At 36.9% G+C, this 26,975-nt stretch carries 28 protein-coding genes; 17 read left to right on the top strand and 11 right to left on the bottom strand.

From position 1 onward, the window contains the following. Window positions 1-34 precede the first annotated feature (34 nt). Window positions 35-1,570 carry a lipid A deacylase LpxR family protein gene (locus EHQ43_RS09655; protein ID WP_135771038.1) on the bottom strand — a complete coding sequence of 512 codons (1,536 nt, stop codon included), beginning with the start codon at window positions 1,568-1,570 and terminating at the stop codon, window positions 35-37. A 3-nt stretch (window positions 1,571-1,573) separates the two neighbouring features. After that, complete coding sequence (locus tag EHQ43_RS09650) at window positions 1,574-1,900, bottom strand: DUF3817 domain-containing protein (RefSeq protein ID WP_135771036.1); 327 nt, start codon at window positions 1,898-1,900, stop codon at window positions 1,574-1,576. Window positions 1,901-2,120: 220 nt separating this feature from the next. Here EHQ43_RS09650 and EHQ43_RS09645 point away from each other — a divergent pair, with 220 nt between their 5' ends. From EHQ43_RS09645 to EHQ43_RS09625, 5 genes are all read left to right on the top strand, one after another. Next, window positions 2,121-4,130 (top strand): neutral/alkaline non-lysosomal ceramidase N-terminal domain-containing protein, encoded by a 2,010-nt coding sequence (locus tag EHQ43_RS09645; protein ID WP_135740550.1) that lies wholly within the window; start codon window positions 2,121-2,123, stop codon window positions 4,128-4,130. Window positions 4,131-4,296: 166 nt separating this feature from the next. After that, window positions 4,297-5,100 carry an SDR family NAD(P)-dependent oxidoreductase gene (locus EHQ43_RS09640; RefSeq protein WP_135740551.1) on the top strand — a complete coding sequence of 268 codons (804 nt, stop codon included), beginning with the start codon at window positions 4,297-4,299 and terminating at the stop codon, window positions 5,098-5,100. Between the two features lie 28 nt (window positions 5,101-5,128). Continuing rightward, window positions 5,129-5,536, top strand: coding sequence for a hypothetical protein (locus EHQ43_RS09635; RefSeq protein WP_425269624.1), 408 nt, complete (start codon window positions 5,129-5,131; stop codon window positions 5,534-5,536). Window positions 5,537-5,545: 9 nt separating this feature from the next. Continuing rightward, window positions 5,546-8,674, top strand: a complete 3,129-nt coding sequence (locus EHQ43_RS09630) for an HAD-IC family P-type ATPase (protein ID WP_135753181.1) — start codon at window positions 5,546-5,548, stop codon at window positions 8,672-8,674. A 388-nt stretch (window positions 8,675-9,062) separates the two neighbouring features. Further along, a complete protein-coding gene (locus EHQ43_RS09625; protein WP_135771032.1) occupies window positions 9,063-9,281 on the top strand; it encodes a histidine kinase in 219 nt (72 codons plus the stop codon). 189 nt (window positions 9,282-9,470) lie between these two features. On the opposite strand, the gene EHQ43_RS09620 is transcribed toward EHQ43_RS09625, so the two are convergent. Next, window positions 9,471-9,803, bottom strand: coding sequence for an STAS domain-containing protein (locus EHQ43_RS09620; protein ID WP_135740555.1), 333 nt, complete (start codon window positions 9,801-9,803; stop codon window positions 9,471-9,473). A gap of 59 nt (window positions 9,804-9,862) precedes the next feature. On the opposite strand from EHQ43_RS09620, the gene EHQ43_RS09615 reads away from it, so the two are divergent. Next, window positions 9,863-10,168 (top strand): hypothetical protein, encoded by a 306-nt coding sequence (locus EHQ43_RS09615; protein ID WP_135771030.1) that lies wholly within the window; start codon window positions 9,863-9,865, stop codon window positions 10,166-10,168. Here the strand turns inward: EHQ43_RS09615 and EHQ43_RS09610 are convergent. Together EHQ43_RS09610 and EHQ43_RS09605 are read right to left on the bottom strand one after the other, a co-directional pair. Next, window positions 10,165-11,085 (bottom strand): eL43 family ribosomal protein, encoded by a 921-nt coding sequence (locus EHQ43_RS09610; RefSeq protein WP_135771028.1) that lies wholly within the window; start codon window positions 11,083-11,085, stop codon window positions 10,165-10,167. The genes EHQ43_RS09615 and EHQ43_RS09610 overlap by 4 nt on opposite strands. A gap of 45 nt (window positions 11,086-11,130) precedes the next feature. After that, entirely contained in the window at window positions 11,131-12,558 is a 1,428-nt protein-coding gene (locus EHQ43_RS09605) for an LA_3751/LA_3752 family putative glycosyltransferase (protein ID WP_135771026.1), read from the bottom strand. Between EHQ43_RS09605 and EHQ43_RS09600 the strand changes: the two genes are divergently transcribed. Beyond that, window positions 12,557-13,723, top strand: coding sequence for an SGNH/GDSL hydrolase family protein (locus EHQ43_RS09600; protein WP_244242735.1), 1,167 nt, complete (start codon window positions 12,557-12,559; stop codon window positions 13,721-13,723). The two genes, EHQ43_RS09605 and EHQ43_RS09600, sit on opposite strands and share 2 nt — an antisense overlap. Before the next feature lie 5 nt (window positions 13,724-13,728). Here the strand turns inward: EHQ43_RS09600 and cueR are convergent, their stop codons facing one another. Further along, window positions 13,729-14,121: a Cu(I)-responsive transcriptional regulator gene (gene cueR / locus EHQ43_RS09595; protein WP_135771024.1), complete on the bottom strand. Its 393-nt coding sequence runs from the start codon at window positions 14,119-14,121 to the stop codon at window positions 13,729-13,731. 129 nt (window positions 14,122-14,250) lie between these two features. Between cueR and EHQ43_RS09590 the strand changes: the two genes are divergently transcribed. From EHQ43_RS09590 to purT, 6 genes are read left to right on the top strand one after another with little or no spacing between them, the layout of a single operon-like run. Next, window positions 14,251-14,676 carry a hypothetical protein gene (locus tag EHQ43_RS09590; RefSeq protein WP_135771022.1) on the top strand — a complete coding sequence of 142 codons (426 nt, stop codon included), beginning with the start codon at window positions 14,251-14,253 and terminating at the stop codon, window positions 14,674-14,676. Beyond that, the gene (locus EHQ43_RS09585) at window positions 14,669-14,872 is read left to right on the top strand and encodes a heavy-metal-associated domain-containing protein (RefSeq protein ID WP_135753173.1); all 204 of its coding nucleotides are present in this window, start codon (window positions 14,669-14,671) and stop codon (window positions 14,870-14,872) included. Before EHQ43_RS09590 ends, EHQ43_RS09585 begins: the two co-directional genes overlap by 8 nt. Then, window positions 14,856-17,060 (top strand): heavy metal translocating P-type ATPase, encoded by a 2,205-nt coding sequence (locus EHQ43_RS09580; protein WP_135771020.1) that lies wholly within the window; start codon window positions 14,856-14,858, stop codon window positions 17,058-17,060. Before EHQ43_RS09585 ends, EHQ43_RS09580 begins: the two co-directional genes overlap by 17 nt. A 37-nt stretch (window positions 17,061-17,097) precedes the next feature. After that, window positions 17,098-17,910 (top strand): helix-turn-helix domain-containing protein, encoded by an 813-nt coding sequence (locus tag EHQ43_RS09575; RefSeq protein WP_135771018.1) that lies wholly within the window; start codon window positions 17,098-17,100, stop codon window positions 17,908-17,910. Window positions 17,911-17,922: 12 nt separating this feature from the next. Continuing rightward, window positions 17,923-18,393 (top strand): ankyrin repeat domain-containing protein, encoded by a 471-nt coding sequence (locus tag EHQ43_RS09570; RefSeq protein WP_135740564.1) that lies wholly within the window; start codon window positions 17,923-17,925, stop codon window positions 18,391-18,393. 45 nt (window positions 18,394-18,438) lie between these two features. Then, complete coding sequence (purT, locus tag EHQ43_RS09565; protein WP_135771016.1) at window positions 18,439-19,617, top strand: formate-dependent phosphoribosylglycinamide formyltransferase; 1,179 nt, start codon at window positions 18,439-18,441, stop codon at window positions 19,615-19,617. A gap of 52 nt (window positions 19,618-19,669) precedes the next feature. On the opposite strand, the gene EHQ43_RS09560 is transcribed toward purT, so the two are convergent. Further along, window positions 19,670-20,419 (bottom strand): adhesin OmpL37 family surface protein, encoded by a 750-nt coding sequence (locus EHQ43_RS09560; RefSeq protein WP_135753169.1) that lies wholly within the window; start codon window positions 20,417-20,419, stop codon window positions 19,670-19,672. 187 nt (window positions 20,420-20,606) lie between these two features. Between EHQ43_RS09560 and EHQ43_RS09555 the strand changes: the two genes are divergently transcribed. Genes EHQ43_RS09555 through EHQ43_RS09545 form a run of 3 tightly spaced genes read left to right on the top strand, consistent with a single transcriptional unit; the run spans window position 20,607 to window position 23,784 of the window. Next, a complete protein-coding gene (locus EHQ43_RS09555; protein ID WP_135771014.1) occupies window positions 20,607-22,103 on the top strand; it encodes an ABC-F family ATP-binding cassette domain-containing protein in 1,497 nt (498 codons plus the stop codon). After that, window positions 22,100-23,026 (top strand): ABC transporter ATP-binding protein, encoded by a 927-nt coding sequence (locus EHQ43_RS09550; protein WP_135771012.1) that lies wholly within the window; start codon window positions 22,100-22,102, stop codon window positions 23,024-23,026. The genes EHQ43_RS09555 and EHQ43_RS09550 overlap by 4 nt, the downstream gene beginning before the upstream one ends. Then, window positions 23,023-23,784, top strand: coding sequence for an ABC transporter permease (locus tag EHQ43_RS09545; RefSeq protein ID WP_135740569.1), 762 nt, complete (start codon window positions 23,023-23,025; stop codon window positions 23,782-23,784). The genes EHQ43_RS09550 and EHQ43_RS09545 overlap by 4 nt, the downstream gene beginning before the upstream one ends. Before the next feature lie 57 nt (window positions 23,785-23,841). On the opposite strand, the gene EHQ43_RS09540 is transcribed toward EHQ43_RS09545, so the two are convergent. From EHQ43_RS09540 to EHQ43_RS09525, 4 genes are all read right to left on the bottom strand, one after another. Beyond that, window positions 23,842-24,546, bottom strand: coding sequence for an SCO family protein (locus EHQ43_RS09540; protein WP_135771010.1), 705 nt, complete (start codon window positions 24,544-24,546; stop codon window positions 23,842-23,844). Window positions 24,547-24,554: 8 nt separating this feature from the next. Beyond that, a complete protein-coding gene (locus EHQ43_RS09535; RefSeq protein WP_135771008.1) occupies window positions 24,555-25,169 on the bottom strand; it encodes a toxin-antitoxin system YwqK family antitoxin in 615 nt (204 codons plus the stop codon). A 7-nt stretch (window positions 25,170-25,176) separates the two neighbouring features. Next, window positions 25,177-26,094: a YHYH protein gene (locus EHQ43_RS09530; protein ID WP_135771006.1), complete on the bottom strand. Its 918-nt coding sequence runs from the start codon at window positions 26,092-26,094 to the stop codon at window positions 25,177-25,179. Between the two features lie 91 nt (window positions 26,095-26,185). Next, window positions 26,186-26,575, bottom strand: coding sequence for an FKBP-type peptidyl-prolyl cis-trans isomerase (locus tag EHQ43_RS09525; protein ID WP_135740573.1), 390 nt, complete (start codon window positions 26,573-26,575; stop codon window positions 26,186-26,188). A gap of 83 nt (window positions 26,576-26,658) precedes the next feature. On the opposite strand from EHQ43_RS09525, the gene EHQ43_RS09520 reads away from it, so the two are divergent. Then, window positions 26,659-26,973 carry a HepT-like ribonuclease domain-containing protein gene (locus tag EHQ43_RS09520; protein WP_135771096.1) on the top strand — a complete coding sequence of 105 codons (315 nt, stop codon included), beginning with the start codon at window positions 26,659-26,661 and terminating at the stop codon, window positions 26,971-26,973. Window positions 26,974-26,975 lie beyond the last annotated feature (2 nt).

The following is a 26,975-nucleotide window of genomic DNA, read 5'->3' as shown; positions in this document are numbered from 1 at the left end:
AAGTTTTCTTCTGATTGGGTTTATTTTTTGTTCTTTAAAAGACTTTTCCTAATTGGAAACCAATCCATTGGTGTTGTTGGGGGAGTCCCTTTGCCGATTGGAAATCGATTGTTTGGTAATTGTAATGGATGCCAAATAAAAAACCTGCATTCGATACAGAAACGAAACCTGCCCTAACAAAACCTACAGCACGTTTTAAATCCGCAATATAGGTTTTTTCATCTCGGTATTCAACTTCTTCACGTAACAATTGTAACAACGTCTCTCTTTGTTTTGGGTCCAAGATAAATTGAGACAAAACTTCGTACGAATAATATCGTACAATAGGAGGAAGTTTTCCACCTTCTGGTCTGAATATGGAGTAAACAGCCAATGCCCTTGCATTATCAGGAATTTGGTCCCATTGCGCTGCTAAATTGGATAATAAAAAAAGTCTTGTCGTGCGTTCAATTTCTTCGGCACCGTTAAAAATATTATTAAACAACAGATAATTTAATCCAATGTTATATGGGTTATTTGTTCCATTCACCAAAAACTCATTGAAGAGAATGTATCGTTGTAATGTATTTTTCCCATTATCTTCGGATAAAATTCTATATTGTAATTCTCTTTCGCCCACTTCTGGAGTTGGATTGTTTAAAAAACTGTCCCAATTGCTAAACGACGAACTTCTGTTTTGTGATTTATATGCTTTGTCGGTACCCATTTGGCCTTGGATCGTCGCATTGTATGCTTGTAAAGTTCCACCTGGATTGATATAAAAATACCAATACCCGTTTCCTTCTTCATGAAGGATTGGTGACCCTGGTTGGAGAGCAGAACTCCCTGGTCCAGGTGTTTTGTCCACATTTCCAAATCGAAAGATAAGTCCAAAGGATACATCGGTTTGGATATTTCCTAGATTTACATTGTATTGTGTTCCGAAAAACCGGTGATAAAATTTTCTGATGTCTGTTTTTAAAGCAGCCGAGTATGAATCTGGGATTTGTGTATCCCAACCTTGCGGTGTTGGAGATCCAATAAAGTTATGAAAATTGATTTGTGCTGATTTTCCACCAACAGATGGTCCAATCATACCTAATTCAAGTTCGGTTGTGATACTTGTATCTTCTGTGAATGTAGTAAGAGAATTTGTAAAATACCCTCGGCTTGAATAGGGCCTGTCTCCATAAGAAACATCTGCTTTTGTTATGTTTGTTGGAGTATAAAATTCTTGTCCAATGGCAAATCCTTGCAAGTATCTTGTTTTTTCATTTGGTGTAATAAATAAATCATTCCAATAACTGAATATTTTTCTCGTAGGATTTGATTCCCCTGCACTCATATGAAATTCTAAACGAGAACCGTTTGTGTAATACTGATCTGAAAAACCACCAAAAGCATCATTTTCCATAATCAAACGAAGTTGGTATTGATCTGGAGTTTCTGGTTTTGTTTTTTCTACTTCTTTTGGTGTTTCAACTACTGCTTTTACTTGTGTTTGTTTTTTAATCGGTTTACTTTGGCTCGAAACAGAGCTAACTAACAAAAGATTGGCGATCAGTATTGCAGAGAATAAATTAGTTTTCATATCTTAATTCTGGTTTTTTACATCATCTTCAACTGTTTTTAAGTATAAATATTTTTCTGCCCAAAACGTTCCAAAAGGGATCACGGAAGCTAAGGCAGCAAGGAATGTTTTTTTCAGTTTCCATTCCAACTCCACTTTTACTTGGAACAGTTCTATCAAATACAATAGAAACAATAATCCATGGACAAGTCCTACAATTTTATTAGGTTCCGGATTTTGGTAGAGATACTTGAGTGGCATTGTCACAAATAAAATCGTTAAAAATGAAACACCTTCTAAAAATGCCAAAATGCGAAATCGGCCTAATCTGGACTGTAACAATGTAAACATAAAGCTCCTAACTTTTTTTCTTTTTCCAACTTCGGTGTAAGCCAAGATTTCGTCCCTAATTTCTTTGTCCCAATTCTTGGAAGGATCTCTTTGAAAGCGAATCTTGTCAAATTTTGTTCTTTTTTGTCTGGCTCCCATCGGATATGACAATCCCATCTCCGAAATAGTCGACAATTGTTCGGGATTGACAGTTTCGAAGATCGATGGTAAAACGAGTAGGATGAAAATTCGGATCTTACTTTCTCTTTCACTTTTTTTCACTCTCCCTTTGTTCGCTGATGAGACTAGGGAGTTCTCTGCCGGGATGTCCAAAAAGGACATTACGGGTCCACCAATCGGTGTTATGTTTTGGGGTTATGCAAGGGAAGACCAAACTGGTATTGGAATCCAAACAAGACAATTCGCACGAGCATTGGTTATAGAAGATCGAGCTAGCCAAAAATTATTAGCCTATGTCACTGCGGAAGTAGGAGGGATTCCATTTGAAATCCAAAGAGAGGTTGTATCGAAACTACAAACTGAAGTTGATCCAAATTTTCACCTAGGCAATGTTTTGTTAAATGCATCTCATACACACAGTGGTCCTGCGGGACATTTCCATTATTCAGAAGTATCTTTTTATTCCACTCAATTTTATAAAGACTCTTATAATGTGTTACGTGATGGCATTGTTGAAGCAATAAAGGATGCTTATAAAAAAAGAAAACCGGCAGATTTGAAAATTGGTAAAACGATTGTAAAAGATGCCGGAGTGAATCGAAGTTTGTCGGCATATTTGGCAAATCCAGAATCAGAAAGAAAATTATATTCTGATAATATTGATAAAGAGATGGTGCAACTTAATGTATTTGTTGAAGGGAAACCAATTGGATTTGTGAATTGGTATGGTGTTCATCCTACCAACATAACCTTTGATAATCGATTGATATCATCTGATAATAAAGGGATTGCTTCCATTTTATCTGAAAAATTAGCCGAACAAAATGGTGACAAAGGTTTTGTTGCTATTTTTGCACAAGCCAATGAAGGTGATGTTTCCCCAAATTTAAATTTGAACAATACCGGCCCAGGCAAAGATATTTATGATAGTAGTTTTATTATCGGTAAGCGCCAGTTTATTGCAAGCCAAGAGATTTTAACTACAAAAGGGAAATCTTTGAAGGGTGGACTTAGTTTTTCACATCGATTCATTGATATGAGTCAACACCCGGTTAGGAGCGAATTTTCTGGCACAGGCAAAACAGAATATACGTGCCCCTCTGCTTATGGTTATGCTTTTGCAGCCGGATCAACAGAAGAAGGAGGAGGGCATTGGTTATTTCATGAAGGAATGACAGAGAATAATCGAAGATTTTATATCGATTGGATCGCAAAGTTTATGTTGCAGTCTCCTTCTGAACAATTGAGAGAATGCCAAAAACCAAAAGCAGTATTATTTCCTATGGGGGAAACAAAACCAATTCCTAGTTTACCCCAAACATTGCCATATGGACTCGTGTTAGTTGGTGATTTGTCTATTTTAGTTTTACCACATGAAGTAACAACTATGTCCAGTCGTAGATTAAAAAAGGAAGTGAAGTCAGTATTTAAAGATAAAATTTCAGACATTGTCCTTTCGGGTTTAACGAATGATTTTTCAGGTTACATCACTACTCCGGAAGAATACTCAACTCAGAATTATGAAGGTGGACATACACTTCATGGACAACAAAGTTTGAATGCTTTGAGACAAGAATTTTTTGCAATGGCAACAGATCTCGTACAAGGTATCGAATTTTCAAAATCAACCAAACCAGAAAAAATGCCTTTGGATTTATCGGACAGACTTCATCCGTTGAAACTCCCTGAATCAGAAATCGTTTCTAATGAACCCAAACAAGTATTAAAGCCAAATGTTGGATTGTATAAAAAAGGAAACCAAGTTGTGTGCCAAGTGAATGCAGCAAGTCCCAATGTGGGGTATCCAAAAGTCTCTTCCTACTTATGGGTTGAAAAAAAGGAAGAGTCTGGATGGACCAAAGTTCGCTCGGATGCTGACTATGACACGAAATTCGCATACCAAAGCCCAGGTTACTTTAGCAAAGGACTTGGAAAGATGGATCTGATTTGGGAAACAGAAGAATCAATTCAAAACGGCGAATACCGTTTGGTGCATGAAGGATTTTATTTATCGAATGATTCGAAAAAAAGTCCTTATCGAATTGAGTGCCCAATTTTCCAAATCCAATAAATTCATACAAAGAAATTGGTCTGTTCTCTTTTAAGAGCCAGGCCAATATGTTCCTTCTCTTTTTTCATTCTAAAACCACCTTTTTCTGATCACAAAAACAAGTTGTGGAAAATCCTTGATCCTTAGAATTTTCTCTAGTTTCTTTTTTTGTAAACAAGGGGATTTTATGAATGAGTTTTACCAAGATGAATGGGTTTGGATCACCGGTGCCTCTTCCGGAATTGGGAAAGAATTGGTAAAACAAGCATATGCCCAGAAAGCAAAAATCTTACTTGCTTCGCGTAAAACAAAAGATTTAGAACAAATCGCAAAAGAACTTGGATTGGAAAAAGGCAGATATGCAGTTGAAAAACTAGATTTAGAAAACTATAAACTAGTTTCCGATTTTGCCAAACGATCCTTGAAAAAATACGGAATTCCAAAAGTTGTCATCCACAATGGAGGCATTAGCCAAAGATCTCTTACAAAAGAAACGAGTTTGGCGACCATGGAAAAAATTATGAATACCAATTTTTATGGAGCAGCGGAATTAACACGATCGATGTTACCTGAAATACTAGGTAAAAAACCAGTGCATTTTGCTGTGATTTCGAGTGTTGCCGGTAAAATTGGAAGTCCATTACGATCTGCTTACTCTGCATCGAAATTTGCATTAGTTGGTTTCTTTCATGTATTGCGTGCTGAAGAAGAGAAGTCAGGAATTTTTGTGACAATGGTATATCCAGGATTTATACAAACGAACATTTCTAAAAATGCATTGATGGGTGATGGATCATCTACAGGGAAAATGGATTCTGTGATTGAGTCTGGTTTACCTGTTCAACTCTGTGCACATCGGATCCTACATGCTGTAGCCAACAAACAACGTGAAGTTGTCATAGCAGGGATTAAAGAAAAATTTGGTTTGTTTTTGCAAACTTTTTTACCTTCTATATTCTTTAAAATGATTCAAAAAGTAAAAGTTAGATAAGAGGAATACAAACTTGAGCAGTAAATTTATTTATATTTTTATTTCGATATTTATAACCGTAAGTCTGACTTCCCAACAGACAATTCAGAATTATAAAACAAAATCTAAAACAAATGAAGTGGAAAGAACTTATCTACTCGATCTATTACGTGCAAGAATGTCCAATGAATTCAAGCAGGAATTCATTTTTGTTGTCGAACATTTTAAAGTCGCTGGAGATTATGCTTGGTTTCGGGGAACGGCCAAGAGAAAAGATGGGAAAGATATCGAACTTCCCGAAGATATACCTTATGACTGTTGTCATGTTGAAGCATTGTATAAAAAGGTAAATGGCAAATGGCAAATTTCGGAATCTGCTGCATTTAGTACAGATGTTTGGTGGGATGGAATCCAACAACGTTACCCAAAAGCATCGAAAGATATATTTATAGACTAATCTAATTATATGCTTCTTGAATACCTAAACGTAGGTTCCATTCAAATTCTGCATGACGCAAAAAATTGGGATGATGTATACAGTTCGTTAATTAACAAAATCGGTGAACTAGAGTTTCGAGAAGAGATACAATTTCGATTTCATTCTATTCCAAACCAAACATTTGAATCCATAGGGAAAAGTATTCTTATCCCTCATTTTCGATCAAAAAAAATTAAGACACCTGAACTATTTTTGTTCCTTCTCCCAAACGGAATTTTGATTGGTGGACAAACCATTCGATTGGTTTTGTTTCAGATGATTCCTGAAAACCAACCTTCTCTTCATTTGCGTTTGTTACATGGGCTATCTTCACTTTTACCTCAAATTTTTGATGAACTGATGGTCTGCGAGAAGGAAGTAGAAGTATTAAGTATTGTTCAACGCGGCGAAATCAATATGAAGCCGAGTTATAAAAACTTAAATCAATCACAAATAGCCTTCGAATTACAAACAGATTTGAAAAAAGGGCTAACCGGGCAAGAAGCAAAGGTTAGGTTGCAAACATTTGGAAAAAATTTAATCGAAAAAGAAAAATCGGTCCCAATGATTTGGAAATTTTTAAAAAGTTTTTTTAATCTATTCGCAATTTTGTTATGGGTAGCAACCGGACTCTGTTTTGTCCCTGGGGTAGATATGCCAGAGTTAGGTGTGGCAATTTTTATCGTTGTTTTGATTAACGGAATTTTTTCATTTTTTCAAGAATCCAAATCCGATCATGCAGTAGAAGCATTACGAAAGTTACTCGCCAACGAATGCCCTGTGATTCGAGATGGGAGCATTGTTACTGTACCAGCGGATGAAATTGTACCTGGCGATTTAATTGTATTATCAGAAGGTGATATCGTTCCAGCAGATTGCCGAATTATTGAATCCGAAGATGTAGAAGTTGATAATTCTTCTTTAACTGGTGAGTCAACATCAGCAAGACGGTATAAATCAGAGAACGAAATTGTTTTAGAAGGAAAGTTTTTATGGTTGGAAATGCCCAACATTCTTTTTGCAGGAAGTTCCCTAATCAAGGGCAAAACAAAAGCGGTTGTGTTTGGAACAGGCCAGACAACTGAAATTGGACAAATTGCTGGACTCACTTCCAAAATCCAACGAGTTGAGAGTCCTTTACAAATACAATTAAAACAAACAGTCATTTCAATTTCTTTATTTGCATTTAGTGTCGGAGTGATTTTTTTAATCCTCGGGTATTGGGTGGCTGGGCTCAGTTTTGTACAAGCATTCTTGTTTTTTATAGGGATATTTGTTGCTAACGTTCCTGAGGGTTTGTTACCCACAGTGACTTTGTCACTCGCATTAGGTGTGTCTAGAATGGCAAAACGAAATGCAATATTAAAAGATTTGTCAAGTGTTGAGACATTAGGTTGTACGACTGTTATATGCTCTGATAAAACAGGTACTCTTACACAAAATCAAATGCGAGTAGTTGAATTATTTTTTGATTCTAAAAAACTTTCTCCTGATGAAATCACGAACCTGGAAGGAAGCCAATTATTATTAGAGTGTGGTTATTATTGCAATAATGCATCACTCGAACCACAACCACTAGGGGATCCAACGGAACTTGCATTATTGTATCTTGCATCAGGGAGAATTCGTAATACAACAGGGAAAAGAATCCTTACTAATGGCTTCGATTCCATTCGCAAAAGGATGAGTGTGATTGTAGAAAAAGAAAATTTTACAACGGCCTTTGCAAAAGGTGGCCCGGCAGAAATACTAACAATTTGTACGCATGTCTATGAAAATGGTTCTGTTGTTCCATTGGATGAGAAAAAGAGGCATGAATTAAAAATTGCTTCCGATAGCTCAGCAAGTCTTGGAAATCGAATTTTATCATTCTCTTATAAACTATATCCAAATCAATCGGAAACCTTGGGTCAATTGACTCAAACTGATGTAGAATCAGGGATGATTTATTTGGGACATTGTTGTTTAGCTGATCCTATCCGGCCTAAAGTTCCAGATGCTATTAAAAAATGCCACACGGCAGGGATTCGTATCCTTATGATCACTGGAGATCACCCTCTTACTGCAGAATCAGTTGGTATGAGTATAGGCATTGGTGGAGAAAAACCAATTGTCATTACTGGTGTTCAACTTGACCAAATGAATGATGTTAGTTTACGAGAATGGGTAAGAAAAGGGGAACCAATTTTTGCGAGAGTTTCTCCCTCACAAAAATTGCGAATCGTAACAATATTGCAGGAGTTAGGTGAAATTGTAGCAGTCACAGGCGATGGTGTTAATGATGGACCAGCCTTAAAAAAGGCTGATATTGGAATTGCGATGGGGAAAAGAGGCACTGAGGTCGCAAAGGAAGCAGCAAGAATGATCATAGTAGATGATGATTTTGCAACCATTGTCTCAGCGATTGAGGAAGGTAGGGGAGTTTTCGATAATATACGAAAATTTTCATCTTATGTTTTAAATTCAAATCCACAGGAATTAATTCCTTTTTTACTTTGGGCTATGATCCCTGGATTTCCTTTGCTTATGACTGTGATGGGAGTCCTTGCTGTTGATGTTGGAACAGATTTAATCCCTGCCATGGGTCTAGGTTCCGAACCTCCTGAAAAAGGGATTATGAATCGAAAACCAAGGAACCGAGATGAGAAATTGATTTCATTAGGTTTTATACTTAGATCTTACTTTAAAGAAGGCATGATTTTATTTGCCGCCTGTCTCAGTACTTACTTTTACTTTGTATACACTGAATGTGGTGGAGTGATGCCAAGTTCTCCTGAAGGTCTGAATATGACAAAGGCAAGTCCAGAATACTTACAATCGTTAACAGCTTTCTTTTTCCCAACGATCACTGTACAAATTGCAAATGTTTTGAGTAAAAGGTCTAGGATTGAATCTGTATTTCAGATGGATTTATTTTCGAATCGGATCATTTGGATAGGAATTGGATTTTCGATTCTCTTATGTTATTTGTTTTTTTATACTGAACTTAGTTCCATTTATTATTTTGCTCCTCTCCCGTTTCATGTATACGGATTTGCCTTCCACGGAACACTGGTTTTGTTACTGTATTCAGAAATCTTAAAGTACTTTAGAAGGAAAAAACTTAGGAATTCTTGAATTTTTCTTAAAATTAGTTTTTGCATTTCTACTAAGGAGGATGAAATAATAGATAAATTGAAAAGGATTGCCATTTATCGCTTGTTAGGGATCATTAAAAACTCTTGAACCTTATATTGGAATCACATTTCCAATTGTTAATAGTGTTAATGAAATTATTTTCAGTGAACTCAAATTAAACTGTTCTCATTATTTAGTTTCAATCAGAAGGCCAAGTAATAATCAGTGGATCAAAAAGATTATCATAAAGATTTGCCAATTCTCTGTAACGTAATCTATAATCTCAGTCATCATAAAAATAGAGAATGGAACGTTTATATTTGCGTTCGATAAGGAACCTTCACAGAATTTTGATGGCACAAAAGGAATTCCAATCCAAGATGAAAATTTGATTTTTTCGCCTTTTTATCGATTGCCGAAACATATTTTTGAACCGTATGGGACATTGGATTTTGGGTTAGGGTTACGTGATGTTGATCATTGTATCAAAAAACATGATGGAAAAATTTCAATCTTCAATGTAAAAAACCATTTGGATTGGAATGGAACTCTTAAAACAAAAGTAACATTCCAAATTGTTTTACCATTAAAAAACGAACCAAATTAAATTGGTTTGTTTCATTAGATCAGATTCATGGTCTTTTTTGGCACAACCGAAAATAAGTAAAACAGCCAATATTCCAATCCATAAACTTTGCTTCATACAAGAATGGGACGTATAGAATGGAATTCTTGAAACAAAGGAAGTTTCATAATGAAACTAAGGGATTGGATTTAATGCGTATAGGTACTGAATTTAATCTATTAAGTGGAGGATTGTGTCAAGTTTGTTCAAACGAAAAACCGTTCGGATCAGTTTGTTGACTCCTGAGATTTTTAACTGAAGGTTTTGTGATTCAAGTGCTGCATGGTATTTCATTAATTCGCCGATGGTAGCACTATCTAAAGACATTGTGATCTCCGTGAAATCAAGTTGAACGTCTTCTTTGCTGTTTTGGATCGTAGACATAATCCTATCTCGAAATCCACTCAATCCATCGAAGGAAATGTCTTCGTTTTTGATTTTAATCACAACAGCCAATGTTTTCTCTTTTTGATTCGTATAGATATTTTTGAAAGAATTTTTCATATCAAATTTGAAATTCTGTCTTGTTTTTTAGGATTCTTTTCTATGAAATAGATCTTCCTATGTCTGTTAGTGATCGCCAACTGAAATTAATCAAAGAAGCTGCTGAGTTATTGGTGATGGAGCATCGCCTAACAACGGAGGATGCCGTATTTGTGATCTCTTCAGCTTTGAAAAAGGAACTATCTGCAAGGCAAACTAGTTTTGAAAAACTTGAAAAAGGATCAAAGATTGATCGAACAAGTTTTATCAGAAGTGTTGTCAAACATGTACAAATTTCTCTAGAGAACAATCCGTACTGGCGCTCACACAATTTAGATAAATCGATAGAAAATTTTTATCAGGTTTTGCACAAACAATGGAATTAGTTTGCACTTGATTCTTTATTAATCCCATCGGTTTCACAATAATACAATGATGGAAACTCTCTCGTACGATAAAATTCAAAGGAGAAGGGCTGTGTTTCCTTTGGCAAAAAATCTTCCTTTTCTAAAACAAAAGTAGCATAGTCGATCACCTTATTTTCTGCACCGATGATGAGACATTTGATTCTTGTAAAATTAGCTATGGTTGTACCTTCGTTTATGATTTTTCCTGAGAGGATAGTACCTTTGTTTTTGATTTTTTTAAGTTGGATAGAATTTAAACTAAAATTAGGACGTGATAAATCTCCTTGGTAAGTTGTTGCAGAAGCGGTAATTTCATAATGGTCATATTTAGGAATTGCCGACCATAAAACTTCAAAACTTACTGTTTCATCATTTGCGATTATATTTTTTTCTCCATATCCTTCGCTCGAACCTAATGAAGTTCCATCTTCACTTAGCAAGGTGACAGTGAATTTTGGCATGAGTAAGGATGATCCACTTCTATTTGTAAATGTTCCAACGAAATAAGTATTCCCTATGCTATCAGGGAATCCATTTACGTAATAAAACTCACCTTCAGGGTAAATTTCGACAACGTTTAAGTTTGGATCGATGGCAACGGACTGGTTCTCCTCTTCTTGTATGTTTGAAACATTGAGTAGATTGGATTGAAATAAAGCGGTAATAATACTACCAAAAGCCATCCATCCAACGACGACTGCAATGAGTATATATTTATATTTTGTCAGTGAAAATGAATCCGAATTTTGTTTTGTACCGTAAACTTTTGGTGGTGGTGTGTTGTATATAGCAGCTGACGGCAGTTTGTCGAAACAATCGGAGCACCGATAAATAGATGCTGATTCTCGATAAATATTGGTGCTTCCGCAGCTTGGGCATTGATTGGATTGAGTCATATTTTTACCGCTTAAATTGTATTCAGTCTCTTTTGATAAATCAAGTCAGAAATTTGTTTCCGAGTCATTCGAACGACTGTAACTTGTGGTGACGATCGGTAACATTGCATTTGGTAGTGGATCTGTTTTGATACCATTGTATTGGCAATTTGATTTACAATTGGGAATGATTAATGGATTCGGAATTGGGATGGTAGAAGGAGGTAATTCAACGAAAACAAAGGAATGGATTTGGTTCTTGGATAAAAAACTGCTTAATTGTGACTTGTCGGGATTTTTACGGAGTAAAACCAAGTTTTTGTTTTGTTCCAAGAGAGGGAGTGCAACAAAAGAAAAATCTGAATTATTGAATACTAGTGTATCATTTGGGATTTTAGACAAAGCTAATAGTGTATTGGATTGGAACTTGGAAATTTTAATGAGTTCTTTCATTTGGGAATTGAATTGGTAAAGGGAAAACAATATGATCATCGATAAGACAAAGGTCCAAAGTTTTTCTGAAATGTAATTTTCTTTCAGTATCAATTGGATGGAAAACAAATAGAATGGAACTAAAAAATATAGATACCTTGGAGTATTATGGCCGCCTGTGTTAGGCGATAATATCAATATTAAACATGTGATGAACAACAATAGTAAAGAATGGACCGAAACTCTTTTCTCAAACGACCTGAGCAAACACAATAATATAAATAATGTAAAAATGGGAATTTGTTCCAGTAATAAACGAAACAAATACAAAATCACTTCTGGTTTCCAAACAACGGTAGAATTTTTCACTAACCTAAGTGGGAAAACGGTACCAAAAGAAATATAATTCACACATACAAAAGAAATACCAAACAATGCAGACCATAGGAAAAATTGTTTCCAAATTTGTTTCCACTCGAAATAAAAAGGGAATAAACAAAATACAAATACAACTTCTGGTCGTATCCATACCAAACTCACACTCAAAACTGATGCCAAAGGAATGAGTTTTTTATGAAGACAATAGAATATACAGATTTCCAAGAAAAATATTAGAATCGTATCATGCACTAAACCAATGTAAATTGGAATTGAGGAACCAAACAAAAGTAATACGGTTGATAAATGGTCTCGTTTGATTTGGTAAAACATCCAAATGGAAAGGAAAAAAAGAACAAATTGTGTGATCTGAATTCCAATCTTTCCTAGAAGGACATAAATTGGGGAAAATAAGATTGGATATAAATTTGGAAAAGTAGAAGTAATTTTTGTGCCAGATAGATGAAAAAAAACATTAGGGAGGGGATAAAACTCTAAACTTGGGTCTGATTTTAAAAACTGATAAGGAAGTTCTAAAGAACCTTGGATGATTTGTTTGAGTTGCCATTCGAATAAGGCAAAATCAGAAAATGATACGACATTGATTGTTTTAAACAAAAGAAAGGAGAAGGTTAAAAAACCAACTCCATAAAAGAAACCTATTGCTTTTTTTGATTGGATCATGTCTTATATAAACTATCATAGTTTGGATTCATTCCAAACAACATCAATGAAAAAAGTAAGATTCAATTCAAATTGGAGTGTTTTCCAAAAAGTAAGCATTGTCGTATTTATTTTATTTGGTATTTCATTTGTATTAAGGTGGTTGGATCAAAATTATTTCCAGTACAAACTTCCTTATGGTTATTTCCATTACCCGCCAAATCAGACCATCCCTTTTTTTCGCAGTGGTGAACCAGAACCTGGTAAAATAGGGAAATTTGGAATCCGAGAATCCAGTTTAAAAGAAAATGCCTCATGCCATTTTTTGTTATTAGGTGATTCACAAACTTTTGGTTCCGGAATTTTTTGGCAGGATACATTCTCTGAAATTTTAAACAGGGAAACAATTTGTCAGTGGACCAATGTGAGTATGCCAGGTTTTACCATTGATAACGAAATTGCTATCTTCCAAAAAATCAAAGGTGAAATTCCATTTGATCAGGTGTATCTAGTTGTGTATGGGAATGATATCTATGAAATAGGAGATACGCCTGACTATATTCATTTTGTTGACAAACAAAAATGGTACGTTCGTTTACTCTCTTATATTCTTCCAGAGTATACTAGGTTGGATCTTAAAAAAAAATACTTTGATTCTGTCCAATTGCGAATGGAAGAAGAAATTCAAAAGTATGCGAATATAGAATATAACAAACACTTTCCAAAATCTAAAAAGGACGAAGTAGAAGTTGGGAATGAAAACTTCTTAACTTTTCTTACCTTATTTTCCATTAGTCCAAACTACTTTAAACAATCATTGGATGTAAAATCAGTTTCCATTCAAAACTATCTCCGATGGAAACGTGTGTTTGATCAATTGTATGAAGAAGTCTCCAAAAACCAAAAAAAACTTACAATTGTTTATATCCCACTTGATGTAGAATTTGATCCAGCTCGTTATCAAATCTATGAACGAATTGGATTTCCAATGGAGAAACACTGGTTAGAAGGTGATTCAGAATTTGTTTTGGAATTACAATCGATCACAAAAGAATATAATTTAAAGTTCATTGATTTACGCTCTGTTTTTCGGACAGAAAAACAATTGTTGCAAAAAGAAGACATTCATTATAATGAAAAAGCAAACCGATTGGTGGCAGACAAAATCAAAAAGATGTTGGAATAACTTAGTTACGTTTCCGTTTCAAGTTTTTTAAGAATCGGACAATCTGGTCTATGGTCTCCATGACAATTGTGAACCAAATGTTTTAAAGTATCTGCCATATCTTTGATTTGTTTTAATTTTAAATTGAGTTCCTCTAGGTGTTTTTCGGCGAGTTGTTTTACTTGTTTGCTACTCCTCGATTTATTTTTCCAAAGTCCTATCAAACTTTTAATGTCCTCTAGAGAAAATCCAAGCTCCCTTGATCGTTTGATAAATCGTACAAAGTGAACATCGTCTTCCGAATACATCCGATAACCATTTTCATTTCTCCTGGTTTCTGGAATGAGGCCAATACTTTCATAATGACGAATGAGCTTTGCATTGACTCCAGAAGACTTCGAAAGTTCTCCAATATTCAAATCTTTGCCTCCAAAAATTTTTAAAAAAAAACATAAAAAAAGGTAAAAAAAAGAAATCGCCTATTGACCTTCCAATGATTGGAAGGTTTAGACTGGATTTAAGATTAACAAAGGAGTTAATAGAAAACAATGAAAAATTCAATAGGAATCCTAGTTTTTTCGGTATTGCTAAGCATCCAGCCAATACTGGCGCATGGGGAACACAAACCAGGACCGAATGGAGGAGTGATCCGAATGCCGGGAGCATTTCATACGGAAGTGTTGGCTTACAAAGACCAAGGATTTAAGGTGTATCTTTTGGATATCAATTTTGAAAATCCTACTTCCAAAAATTCCAATGTCAGTGCTACCATTGTGAATGCTGGCAAAGAAGTCAGGTTGAAGTGTTCTGGCCATCCAGATCATTTTTATTGTGAATTGCCGAAAGGAGCATCCTTAGAAACTGGAGATTTACTTTTGAAACCAGTTTGGAAAGGACAAAAAGGCGCAGAAGTAAAATACAAATTACCGTTAGGTGAGATGAAAGAAGAAAAAAAGGAGCATCATCATGGTTAATTATGAAATCGAAGGAATGACTTGTACACATTGCAAAAAAACAGTGGAAAAAATTTTTGCAGAGAATGGCAAACAAGCGATAGCCGATGTTGATGCAGAAATGGTGAGTGTGAACGAAACTTTAACGGAAGAAGAGTTGGAAGCACTCAAAAACCGTTTGAGTGAGGATGGATATACCCTTGGAAACGTCAAATAAACTAACGGAACGCACGTTAGATCTTTTTGGAATGACATGTGCCAATTGTGCCCTTCGGATAGAGAAGGGTCTTTCCAAATTAGCTGGTGTTTCAGATGTCCGAGTCAATTTTGCAAGGGAGTCTGTGTTTTTAAGATCTGATGAATCTGTGACAGTTGATTCCTTATTAAATACAGTTGAGTCTCTTGGTTATAGTGCCACTGAACATGATCCTAACAAACAATCAGAAACCGAAAAAAAACAGAAAGATCACATTCGAGTATTAAAAATTCGATTTATCCTTTCTGCATTGTTTTCTCTCCCTTTGTTTTATGGAATGGTGACACATTTCCAATTTTTATCCTTCCTACCCATGCCACATATTCTGATGGACCGATGGGTTCAGATGATCCTTGCAACACCTGTTCAGTTTATAATCGGATTTCCATTTTACCAATCGGCTTACCGAGCCCTTCGCAATGGAACTGCCAATATGGATGTACTTGTGGTAATTGGAACAACAGCGGCTTATGGATACAGTATCTTTGGTAAGGATTTGTATTTTGAAACATCAGCAGTTCTCATTACCTTCATCTTAGGTGGGAAGTGGATTGAACATATGGCAAAAGGGAAAAGTAGTGATGGTATCAAAGCCCTGCTTACACTTCGTCCTGAAACTGCGACCGTACAATCAAATGGGATATGGACAGAAGTTCCCAATGAATACCTAAAACAAGGAGATTTGGTTCTCGTAAAAGCCTTAGAACGATTTCCAATGGATGGAATTGTCACCGAAGGAGAAAGTTTCGCCGATGAATCTATGTTAACTGGTGAAAGTATGCCCGTTGAAAAAAAGATCGGTGATAAAATTCTCGGTGGAACAGTGAATGGGAATGGATCTCTCATCGTAAAAGCGATGAAAGTGGGAAATGATACAACCTTATCTCATATTATCAAATCTGTTGAAGAATCTCTAGGAACCAAAGCTCCAATCCAAAGGATCGCTGACCAAATTTCAGCTTACTTTGTGCCCGTTGTGATAGCCATTAGTGTTTTGGATTTTCTCGTATGGTATTTTTTGTTAGCACCGGGTGAGTTGAATGCTGCCATCGAAACAAGTATCGCGATCCTTGTGATTGCGTGTCCATGTGCGCTTGGCCTTGCCACACCTATCTCTCTCCTTGTGGGCACGGGTAGGGCAGCAAAACGAGGGGTACTCTTTCGCAGTGCAGAAGCCTTAGAATCTGTTTCAAAAATCAATATGGTTTTCTTTGACAAAACAGGGACATTGACAGAAGGGAAACCGAAAGTAACTGATGTTCTGGCGACTGGTATCTCAGATGAAAAAAGAGCCATTGTGTTTGGTCATGTATTGGCAATGGAAGAAACTTCCGATCACCCTTTGGCCAAAGCTATCCTGTCGTTTGGAAAAGAAAATCATTATCACTCAAGTAGTGTTGGGATGGTCAAAACGATTACTTCTCCAGGTGGTGGAATCCAAACAGAACTTGACGGGAATTTTTACATTGCCGGTAAACAATCGTTTGTTGAAGAGAATGGATTTAATGTCCCTGAAACAATTAGAAGTAGTGTTGAAGGTTGGATACTAGAAGGTGTGAGTTTAGTATTTGTTGGAATACGTGGGAACCTAGAAGGGATGATTGTTTTCCGGATTGAAGACCAAATCCGAGAGACTTCTAAAAATGCGATCCAAGAACTAAAAAATATTGGTGTTGAACCAATTTTACTCACAGGAGATAATTCGGTTGTTGCCAACAAAGTCGCAAAACTAGTGGGTATTAGTTCTGTATATTCGAGTTTACAACCTGAGGAAAAATCAAAGATCATCAAACAACTCAAAGGTGAGAGTAGTCATTCTGCGATGGTGGGTGATGGGATTAACGATGCACCTGCCCTTGCATCCGCCGATGTAGGGATTGCGATGGGTGGTGGATCTGATATTGCTATAAGTACTGCCGATGTGGTACTTGTCAATGGTGAGATCCAAAGGATTGTCGACCTTATCCGAATCGGGAAAGATACAGTGCTAAACATCAGACAAAATTTTGGATGGGCGCTTGGATACAACTTACTTGGAATTCCCATTGCCGCTTCAGGGCTACTTGCGCCATGGGTGAGTGGAGCGGCTATGGCGTTTAGTTCGATCTCTGTAGTATTCAATGCTCTTCGGATGAGTCGATGGAAATAAAAAAATGGAAACCGCTTAGGATATAAGAAAACAATCTGTGGACATCTTATTTATAAAACCTCCTACCCAATTTGAATCATATGTAAAAGAATTTTGGATTTGGCGGGAGGTAAATGCTAATGAATTACCTTGGATTATACCATCTTACGAGTGTGAGATGGTATTTCATTTAGGAGATCCACCAGAAGTAGAAACGGAATCAGGAGAAAAATTTTTTTTACCAAAGTCCCATCTAGTTGGACCACAAACTAGGAGGTGGAGGGTTTTCTCCAAATCCAAGCTCAACTTAGTTTCTATTCGGTTTTATGTTGCAGGAATGTTTGCTTTGTTTTCAAAAAACGGTCTGGAAATTAAAAATCGGTTTGTGGAAATTCCGATGAACGAAAGTTTGGAAGAGCTTTTTTGGCATACTCATTTAGAAGAAGGTAAGTTGACAGATGTCCTTACGTATTATTTAAATTCGTTCGAGGGATCACCATCTGAAATTCCAGCATACTTACGATTTGCTTTGTTTGCCCTCACGAACCCAAAAACAACCATCAATCCTTTGGCACAAAAACTTGGTATCTCACGTAAACAATTGGAACGAAAATTCCAAGAAGTTGTTGGTCTTAATCCTTCCGAATACCGTTCAGTGCACCGTCTTTTGACTCTTGTACGCAATCCAGAACATTACCAAACAAATAATCCAGAATTACGTCTGACGGACCTTGCTCAAATTTTTGAGTACACCGATCAGTCTCATTTTAACCATGATTTTAAACGAAATTCGGGTAGTATTCCAAAAGATTGGTTTGCAGAATATGAAAAAATGTCTCATTTTTACAAGCAGAACTCAGATGAAAAATGATAGGATGGTCTCATGATACAAAACATTATCGATTTCGCTCTGAAATCTAAATCTAATATTAGACTTCGCAGTTTGTGTTCCGCGATCACACGTAATGACAAAGATAGTTTTGATCTTTTGTTATCAGATGAGGAACTTAAAAAAAATTGTTTAACTGAGTCCGCTTTACTTTTGGGTATCGCCGTTTCAGAAACATCAGATCTTTATTTTTTAAAAAGGTTATTAGCGTTGGGTTTAAATCCAAATGCTCCAGATAACATGGGTTTGTTTCCACTTCATAAGGCAACAGAAACTGGAAATATCGAAGCAGTGGAAATTTTATTGTATGCAGGTGCTAATCCCAATGCAGCGGACCCAAATGGAGTGACTGCCTTACATATTGCCAATAGTTTTGATGGATTAGGTGAATTGTCTGACTTACTCATTCGAATGGGTGCCAATATTTACCAACGAGACAAATTGGGGAAACGATATCTGATGTAAGGATTCTTTCTTGTCGTACATTGTGGTGTCTCCATCTTTGCGAATATGATAGGAACACCTTTTACAAAACATGCGACAAAACTCCTGCTTTTAGGGTCGGGAGAATTAGGAAAAGAGGTAGCAATTGAAGCAAACCGATTGGGTGTTCATGTCATCGCAGTGGACAGATATCCCAATGCGCCTGCCATGCTTGTGGCACAAGAATCCCGTGTCATCAACATGCTCGATCCAAAAGAACTAGAAGCCACCATACGCGAGTTAAAGCCTGATTTTGTCGTTCCTGAAATTGAAGCCATCCATACAGAGACTCTTGTAACTTTAGAACAAGATGGGTTTAAAATCATACCCAGTGCGAAAGCGGTGAACCTCACCATGAACCGCGAAGGAATTCGTAACTTTGTGGCAAAAGAATTGGGTCTTAAAACTTCCAAATTCCTTTTTGCCGATACAGAAGAAGATTTTATAAAAGCAGTCCAAACCATTGGTTTTCCTTGTGTGGTGAAACCCATTATGAGTTCTTCTGGAAAAGGACAAAGTTTAGTCAAATCGGAAGCCGATACCAAGAATGCTTGGGAATACGGACAAACAGGTGGGCGCACAGGTAAAGGAAAGATGATCATTGAAGAGTTCATCCCTTTTGATTTTGAAATCACCCTGCTTACCATCCGCCACATTGGTGGTACTAGTTTTTTACCACCTATTGGGCATAGACAAGTGAACGGAGATTATGTGGAATCTTGGATGCCACAACCGATGTCAGAAACTGCATTGGAGAAAGCAAAACAAATCGCAGAAAAAGTGACAACAGGACTTGGCGGGTTTGGTATTTTTGGTGTGGAACTATTTGTGAAAGGGGACGAAGTGTACTTTAGCGAAGTATCTCCAAGGCCACATGATACGGGACTTGTGACTCTTATCTCTCAAAATGTATCTGAGTTTTCATTGCATGTCCGTGCTTTACTTGGACTACCGATCCCCGAACTTATTTTCCAAACACCTGCCGCAAGTTCTGCTATCTTACTGGAAGGGAATACAAAATCTCCTGTTTATGTAGGATTAAAGGAAGCTTTATCGACTCCAGGTGTTGACATTCGAATATTTGGGAAACCGGAAGTCGAAGGGAAGCGACGAATGGGCGTTAGTTTGGCTCTCGGAAAATCAATCGAAGAAGCGAAAGAAAAAGCCAATCGTGGTCGCGATTTGATCCAATTAAAAACTTCTTAATGGATTAATATAATCAAAGTCAAATGATTTCTCAAATCTCAATGTGAAACTTTTATTTGAGGGTTTCGTTTTGGTTGATGGTTTGAATTTTAAAGTTTGTCATTTTGTCTTCGTAAATACTCTCTTCACCAAAAGGTAAAAATGCATTGTCATAATGCATTGCGAGTAGTTTTGAATTTTTACCGAAACCACGGATGAGTTCCGATTCAATCGAATCAAAATTATAAAACTCGATAGAATCCATGAATTGGCCATCATGTAACAAATTGAGAAAAATCACGAATTTCCCTGCATGTTTTAAAATTTTAAGTGCAAATAACATTTCTCTTAGTTTCAAAAGATACAAGTAAGGACGCATATTTCTCGCCATCACTAATTTTTGTTCAGCTTCACTCACATCTCGTAGTGCTAATCGCAAAAATGCTTTGGTTTGAGTTTTTTCTTTGTCCCTTGATTTTCTACCGAGTAACTCGAGTTCGCTACGAACTAACGTTATGTTTTTTGTAAGGATTTTATCATAGAGTTGGATGAGTTTGAATTGTGTGGAACGTACGGCTAAGTAAGCATCTCCATATTTTCCTTGGATATGTAAACTTTTGAATTTTAAGTATTCGTCAATGATGTCTCTATATTCTACTTTTTCTTCTGCCGTTCCAAAATGGATCACACTTGCATCAAGGGAACGAACAAGTAAATAGTTTTCTTCAGCACCAAAAGCGACTTGTAAATTACCATTGGAATGTGTACGACTCCCCCAAAATAAACAAAGGCCTCCTAAAACATAAAAAAGAAAAGTTCGCACAGTACAGTTTCGGTTTCGTAGGGGTCGAAAAAAAGTTCATAATCAATGCACTTCATCTCTTTGCAAATTATGTCAAAATTTTCATTAGAATTCCGTCAAAAACTCACTTAGTTCCAATTCTTTCTACTCGTCCTTTCGGAACCTATTTGCATCTTGGTTGTATCTCGACTTTCCCTTCGGAAATTTTATGATCAAAATATCTGGCTTAAACAAACAATTCAACGGCAAAGTTTTATTCGATGACTTACAATTCAGTGTCAACCGTGGTGAAAGAGTGGGCCTTGTAGGCCGTAACGGTCACGGGAAATCAACACTCGTTCAAATCATTTTAGGAAAAACAGAACCTGACTCTGGTAATATCACCATCCCAAAAGGTTACCGCATTGGCCATTTGGAACAACACTTGGTTTTTACAAAACCTACGGTGCTTGAAGAATGTGCTCTTGGATTACCGGAAGGGGATGAATACGAAACTTGGAAAGTAGAGCGGATTTTATTTGGACTTGGATTTTCAGAAGGGGATATGGAACGAAGCCCCAATGAATTTTCTGGTGGTTACCAAATCCGAATGAACTTGGCAAAACTCCTTGTGTCTGCCCCTGACATGCTCATTTTAGATGAGCCAAACAACTATTTGGATATTGTCACCATACGTTGGTTAGAGGAGTTCCTTCGTGAATGGGAAGGGGAAATCATCCTCATCACTCACGATAGAAGTTTTATGGACAGTGTTGTGACACACACTGTTGCCATCCATCGTACCAAAGCCATCAAAGTACAAGGTGATACAGAAAAGTTATACACCCAAATCAACCAAGCGGAAGAAATTTACGAAAAAACGAGATTAAACGAAGCGAAAAAACGAAAACAAGAAGAAATGTTTATCGCAAAGTTCAAAGCGAAAGCAAGTTTTGCAAGCCGGACTCAATCCCGTGTTAAAAAATTAGAAAAACAGGGTGAAATGAAAGCACTTGATACGATTGAAGATATGGAATTGTATTTTAACAGTGCCCCATTCTCCGCCAATCAGATGTTAAGCATAGAAGACGTTTCTTTTTCGTATGATGGAAAGTCTCCCTTTTTATTTGAAAATTTTTCCATCAGTGTCGGACCAGAAGATCGGATTTGTATCATCGGTAAAAACGGAAAAGGAAAATCTACCTTACTCAAACTCATCGCCGGAGAATTAAGTCCCGTTTCAGGTGAGGTGAAGAAACACCCTATCCTAAAAGAAGGATATTTTGGACAAACAAACAAACTGAACATGACAGAAGCAAATACTGTGGTTCAGGAAATCATGAGCGCCGATCCTAATTGTTCCGAAGGAAAAGCGCGTAATATTGCAGGTGGACTGATGTTTTCGGAAGACCTTGCTTTAAAAAAAATCAAAGTCCTTTCGGGGGGAGAAAAAAGTAGGGTTTTACTCGGTAAAATTTTAGTCACACCTTGCCACTTACTTTACTTAGACGAACCGACAAACCACTTGGATATGCAGTCCTGCGACTCACTCATCGAGGCGATTGATAACTTCGATGGTTCTGTCATTATGGTTACCCACAACGAAATGCACTTGCGTGCTGTGGCAACAAAACTAATTGTATTCGATGATGACCGAGTTTTTGTCTACGATGGTGGTTATGACGACTTCCTCTCAGACATTGGCTGGAAGGATGAAACCGTTTGAAACCAATTCTAACTGTAAAACAAGTATCTAAGTCCTATGAAAATGGATTCCAAGCCTTAAACCAAGTGAATTGGGAAGTGAAAGAAGGGGAAATCCACGCCCTTCTTGGACCGAATGGCGCCGGGAAAACAACTCTTATCAATTTAATTTGTGGGATTGTCTCTCCTAGTTCTGGTGAGGTGAAAGTGGATGGATATGACATCATTCATGATTTCAAAAAAACAAGATCCCTCATAGGACTTGTACCTCAAGAGCTCAGTGTCCATGCATTTGAAACAGTTTGGGCGAGTGTTAGTTTTACAAGAGGTTTGTATGGAAAACCAACAAATCCAAGTTATATTGAAGAAGTCTTAAAATCTCTTTCCCTCTGGGACAAAAAAGACCAACGGATCATGACATTGTCTGGTGGAATGAAACGTAGGGTGTTAATCGCCAAAGCATTGTCACACGAGCCAAGAATTTTGTTTTTGGATGAGCCAAGTGCTGGTGTCGACGTAGAACTCAGAAAAGATATGTGGAAAATTGTGGAGTCTCTTCGTAATAAAGGTGTTACCATCATCTTAACCACACATTACATTGAAGAAGCGGAATCCATTGCGGATCGAATCTCTGTAATTCGAAAAGGAGATATTTTCCTTACCGAAAACAAAGACAAACTCATGAAACAATTGGGAACCAAACAATTGCGAATTGAATTGAAAAAATCAATTAAAACAATTCCTAAGTCTTTATCAAAATATAAATTAGAACTAGGTGATAACAATACTTCCTTTGTTTTTACCTACGATCGTTCTGATGATAGTAGTGTGATCACAAAACTACTTGATGATCTTAAAAAAGAAAAAATCCAATTCAGTGATTTGAGTACAAAACAAAGTAGTTTAGAAGAAATTTTTGTTCAATTATTACAGGAGTCCGTATGAATTTTTATGCAATCCAATCGATTTACCGGTTTGAAATGGCTCGTACATTTCGTACCCTTTTACAAAGTATTGCTTCTCCTGTACTTTCTACATCATTGTATTTCATTGTTTTTGGTTCTGCGATTGGATCTCGTATACAAGAAATCGATGGAATCCACTATGGAAGTTTTATAGTTCCTGGACTTGTGATGTTGTCACTACTAACAGAAAGTATCTCCAATGCATCTTTTGGAATTTATTTTCCTAAATTCAATGGAACCATTTACGAAATTCTCTCGGCCCCTGTGACCATGTGGGAAGTTGTGATTGGGTATGTGGGAGCTGCTGCTACTAAATCTTTGATGCTTGGGATTTTGATGTTAATCACTGCATCTTTTTTTGTTCCCATTCGGATCGACCACCCGTTTTTAATGGTATTTTTCCTTGTCTTAACATGTATTAGTTTTAGTTTGTTTGGATTTGTGATTGGGATTTGGGCGGATAGTTTTGAAAAATTACAAATGATCCCTATGCTTGTGATCACACCTCTTGTTTTCCTAGGTGGTAGTTTTTATTCCATCCAAATGTTACCAAGTTTTTGGCAGAAAATTAGTATGTTCAATCCAGTACTTTATTTAGTGAGTGGGTTTCGATACAGCTTTTTTGAACGAGCGGATGTTGCTTTGTCTGTCAGTATCACAATGATTTTGGTATTTTTGTCACTTTGTTTGTTTGTGACATGGCTTATTTTTCGCACTGGATACAAAATCAAAAACTAAGATCCATCTCTTAACCTTTTCCAATTCTCTGATTTTCCTTAGGAAACAAAGCCAAACCTATTTTTTGGTAAGGATCCTAAGGTCAGAGACTAACCTCTGTATATCGCCAGTTCCTTTGGCCCTATAAATCCCTCGTAAATAACGATTCTCATCAAACAAAAAGATATTTTCCGTATGAACAAATTCATATTTGTTTTTTAATAATGAAAAGCCTTCCACTTCCGCTCCACATGTATCTTTCGCAAATGACTCAATCATTTCCACCTCACCTGTATAAAAAGACCAATTGGGATTTTGGATTTTATAAAGTTTACGATAGTTTGTTAGAACGTTTGGTGTATCTTCTTTTGGATTAATAGAGATGGAATGGATTTCTAACTTGGGAAATTCTGCCAAATCAGGTTGGATTTGGATCATATTTTTTGTGATGAGAGGGCAGATCCCCCTGCAAGTCGCATAAAAGAAGACCACCAAACTAATATTTGATGAATTCTCTCTGAGTGAAATGCTGTTTCCTAAATGGTTTGTGAGTTTTAAAGATTCTGGGATTTGTTTTAAACCAGAGATTTTTTTTAGATCTTTCGGCCAGACTGGATCAAAATCTTTTCCCGAAAAATAAGGTAATACATTGGTTTTTGGAATCGAATTTTCCTGTTGGCAAGATATAAAGACAATCACAATTCCAAGGAAGTAAAGGAGTGTTCGTTTTTTTGTGAATGGGAAAAACAAATTGAATACCGAAGTTTGGATGATTGGAAACATAGTTTGCCTTAACGATTCTCAAATGGTGTTTGTTTGGTGGTTGGATTCAAATTATCAGATTTTGTTTGATTGAAACCATTGTCTGGAATCGGTTCGCAGAGTTTACTGCCTGGTCGGCCAAAACTTTCACCCGATTCTAAAAACACATGGTTTAAATAAATTTGCCCACGTTTGTTCCATTTTTTTGCTACCTTGGGTTTGCCCGAAGGAAAAAAGGTTTGGTAGGAAGAAATCTCCCCGTTGTCGAAGTATTCGATGTGTTCCCCGATGGGGATTCCATTATCATATTCAGAAATTTGTCTAAGTTTTCCATTGGGATAATAGAGTGTATGTTTCCCATGTTTTTGCCCATACCTCACAAAACGAGATTCTAATACCATTCCATCATACGATGTGACCGTATAACTACCATGAGGTGCTCCTTTGTAAAATTCAGTTTCATAGGTTTCTTTCAGGATGGGATTTTCTGCGATCAAAATCCCTGTAAATCGTTCCCCATGATAGAGTAGAAAATGGTTTTGGTCTTTAGATAAGTTTTGGTTGCCCAATTCCACCCTTTGTTTGGCACAAGACAAACAAAGGAGGAGGCTAAAACAAAATACAGGGAAAAGGATTCGAACCAAACGAGTTTTAGTTGGAAATCGTTCCTGGTGTCCCGTGGAAAAAAGAACCGATAAGAGTATTGGTAGTCGCAGTGGAATCATACGCATAATGGTAATGGTAAATTCCACTAGGGAATAAAACCGTCGCTGCTGTATGTCCATGGTTGGAATCTAGAGCAGGTGTTCCAGTTCCTGGAGCAGCATCATCACCTGGGGCAACAGTATTTCGATCACAGAGCAATCCATAAACAGGAAATCCATCCAAAAGTATTCCAATCAAATTAGCATTGTCATTCGAGACGTTTAACGGTTGCGAGTGGTGGTGGTACACACCGGTGTTTTGTGGGTGGCCATTGAACTTGTCAAAGGTGGATACTTCTGATGCTAATACATCCCCTGGGGCCGCAGCATTATTAAAAATCGCAAGACCATTGACAGTGATCCCAACCGATACATAACCACTTTGGGTCCCTGTTTTAGATCCAGATTTCTCCGCTGGGTTACTCGGGATGGAATAAACCAAACACTGCGATGAAATTTGGTTAGTGCCAGCTGGAGTTTTACCAGCAGCTAATGTTTCATACATAGGAGAGTTAGAACCAAAGTAGTAACTTTTGTTATTCGGAATATTTTGGGCACGGAATACATAATTACTGCCAGAGACAGAACCAACTGCACATTTAAAATTATTTCGGATCCAAGCAGGTAGGTCAGCGGACATAGATGATGTCATACCAGTGATACAATCTGTATTGGTATCCAAAGTGGCAGTTGAGTTGACAACGGTTGTTCCTGTAAAAGAAGAATTGGCACAAATTCTAGAAGCTGCAGCAGCTAACAAGAGTAAGGTCTCTTCATCTGAATCTGATTTGGGTTTACAGTTGGTTAGTAATAGTACGAATATTGCGAGGAGAGACGTGGACGCTAAAAATTGTTTCCTTTTCATAAAAAGAATAGGGTAGAATGATTCTATTTTGCGTCAAGGAATTTCCCTAAAGAACCTTATCTCTAGTATGCAATCTTTCGAATCTAGTCGTTTAGTATATTTTCAAAAGTTCGACTTCAAAGATCAATGTGGAATCAGGTGGGATGTTCCCAACTTTTTTACTTCCATACCCTAGTTCTGGTGGGATGATGAGTTTTCGTTTGCCACCCACTCGCATCCCTTTGATGCCTTTATCCCAACCCTTCACGACTTCTCCTGCACCTAAGTTAAATTCAAAAGGGCGGTTACGGTCTCTGGAACTATCAAATTTGGTCCCGTTTTTTAATTTTCCAACATAGTGAACCGTGACATAGGAACCAGAAAACGCTTCGTCTCCTTTGCCCACTACGATGTCTATGATTTGGAAATCTTTTTCTGCCGGCGTAACGGGAACACTTACCAAAATGAATAGAAAGAGAAAAATAGGGAGTAAAAACTTCATTCTAAACGAAAGGGTAACCAAAAGGCAAAACTTTGCCAATGAAAAAAACTAGCCGATGGAACTTCCTAAATTATGGTGAACCCATGTTTCATGAATTGGTTTTTTATTGTAAGGAACTAGAATCTTTTATTTTCCGAAATCAAATCCAAGAATTTAAGGAAGGAGAACACGATAGTTTTTTTGCCGAAGAGATGTTAAAAACCATTCAAACTGAATCTCTCAAAATCCCCCAGTCAGAAAAACAAAAGTATCCAAATCTTCCATGGGAAAAAATGGATACAATGTGGCAAAAGGATTTGGCCCGAGCTTACGATTATATCGACTTAAAGATGTTATACTACGTTTGTGCTTATGAAATTCCCAAGTTTTCAAAAACCATAAAATTGGAAATTAGGTAAAA

Origin of the sequence: Leptospira bouyouniensis (assembly GCF_004769525.1) — a bacterium.
In the GTDB taxonomy this organism is placed as follows: Bacteria; Spirochaetota; Leptospiria; order Leptospirales; family Leptospiraceae; genus Leptospira_A; species Leptospira_A bouyouniensis.
This window is presented reverse-complemented; position numbering and strand designations above follow the sequence as displayed.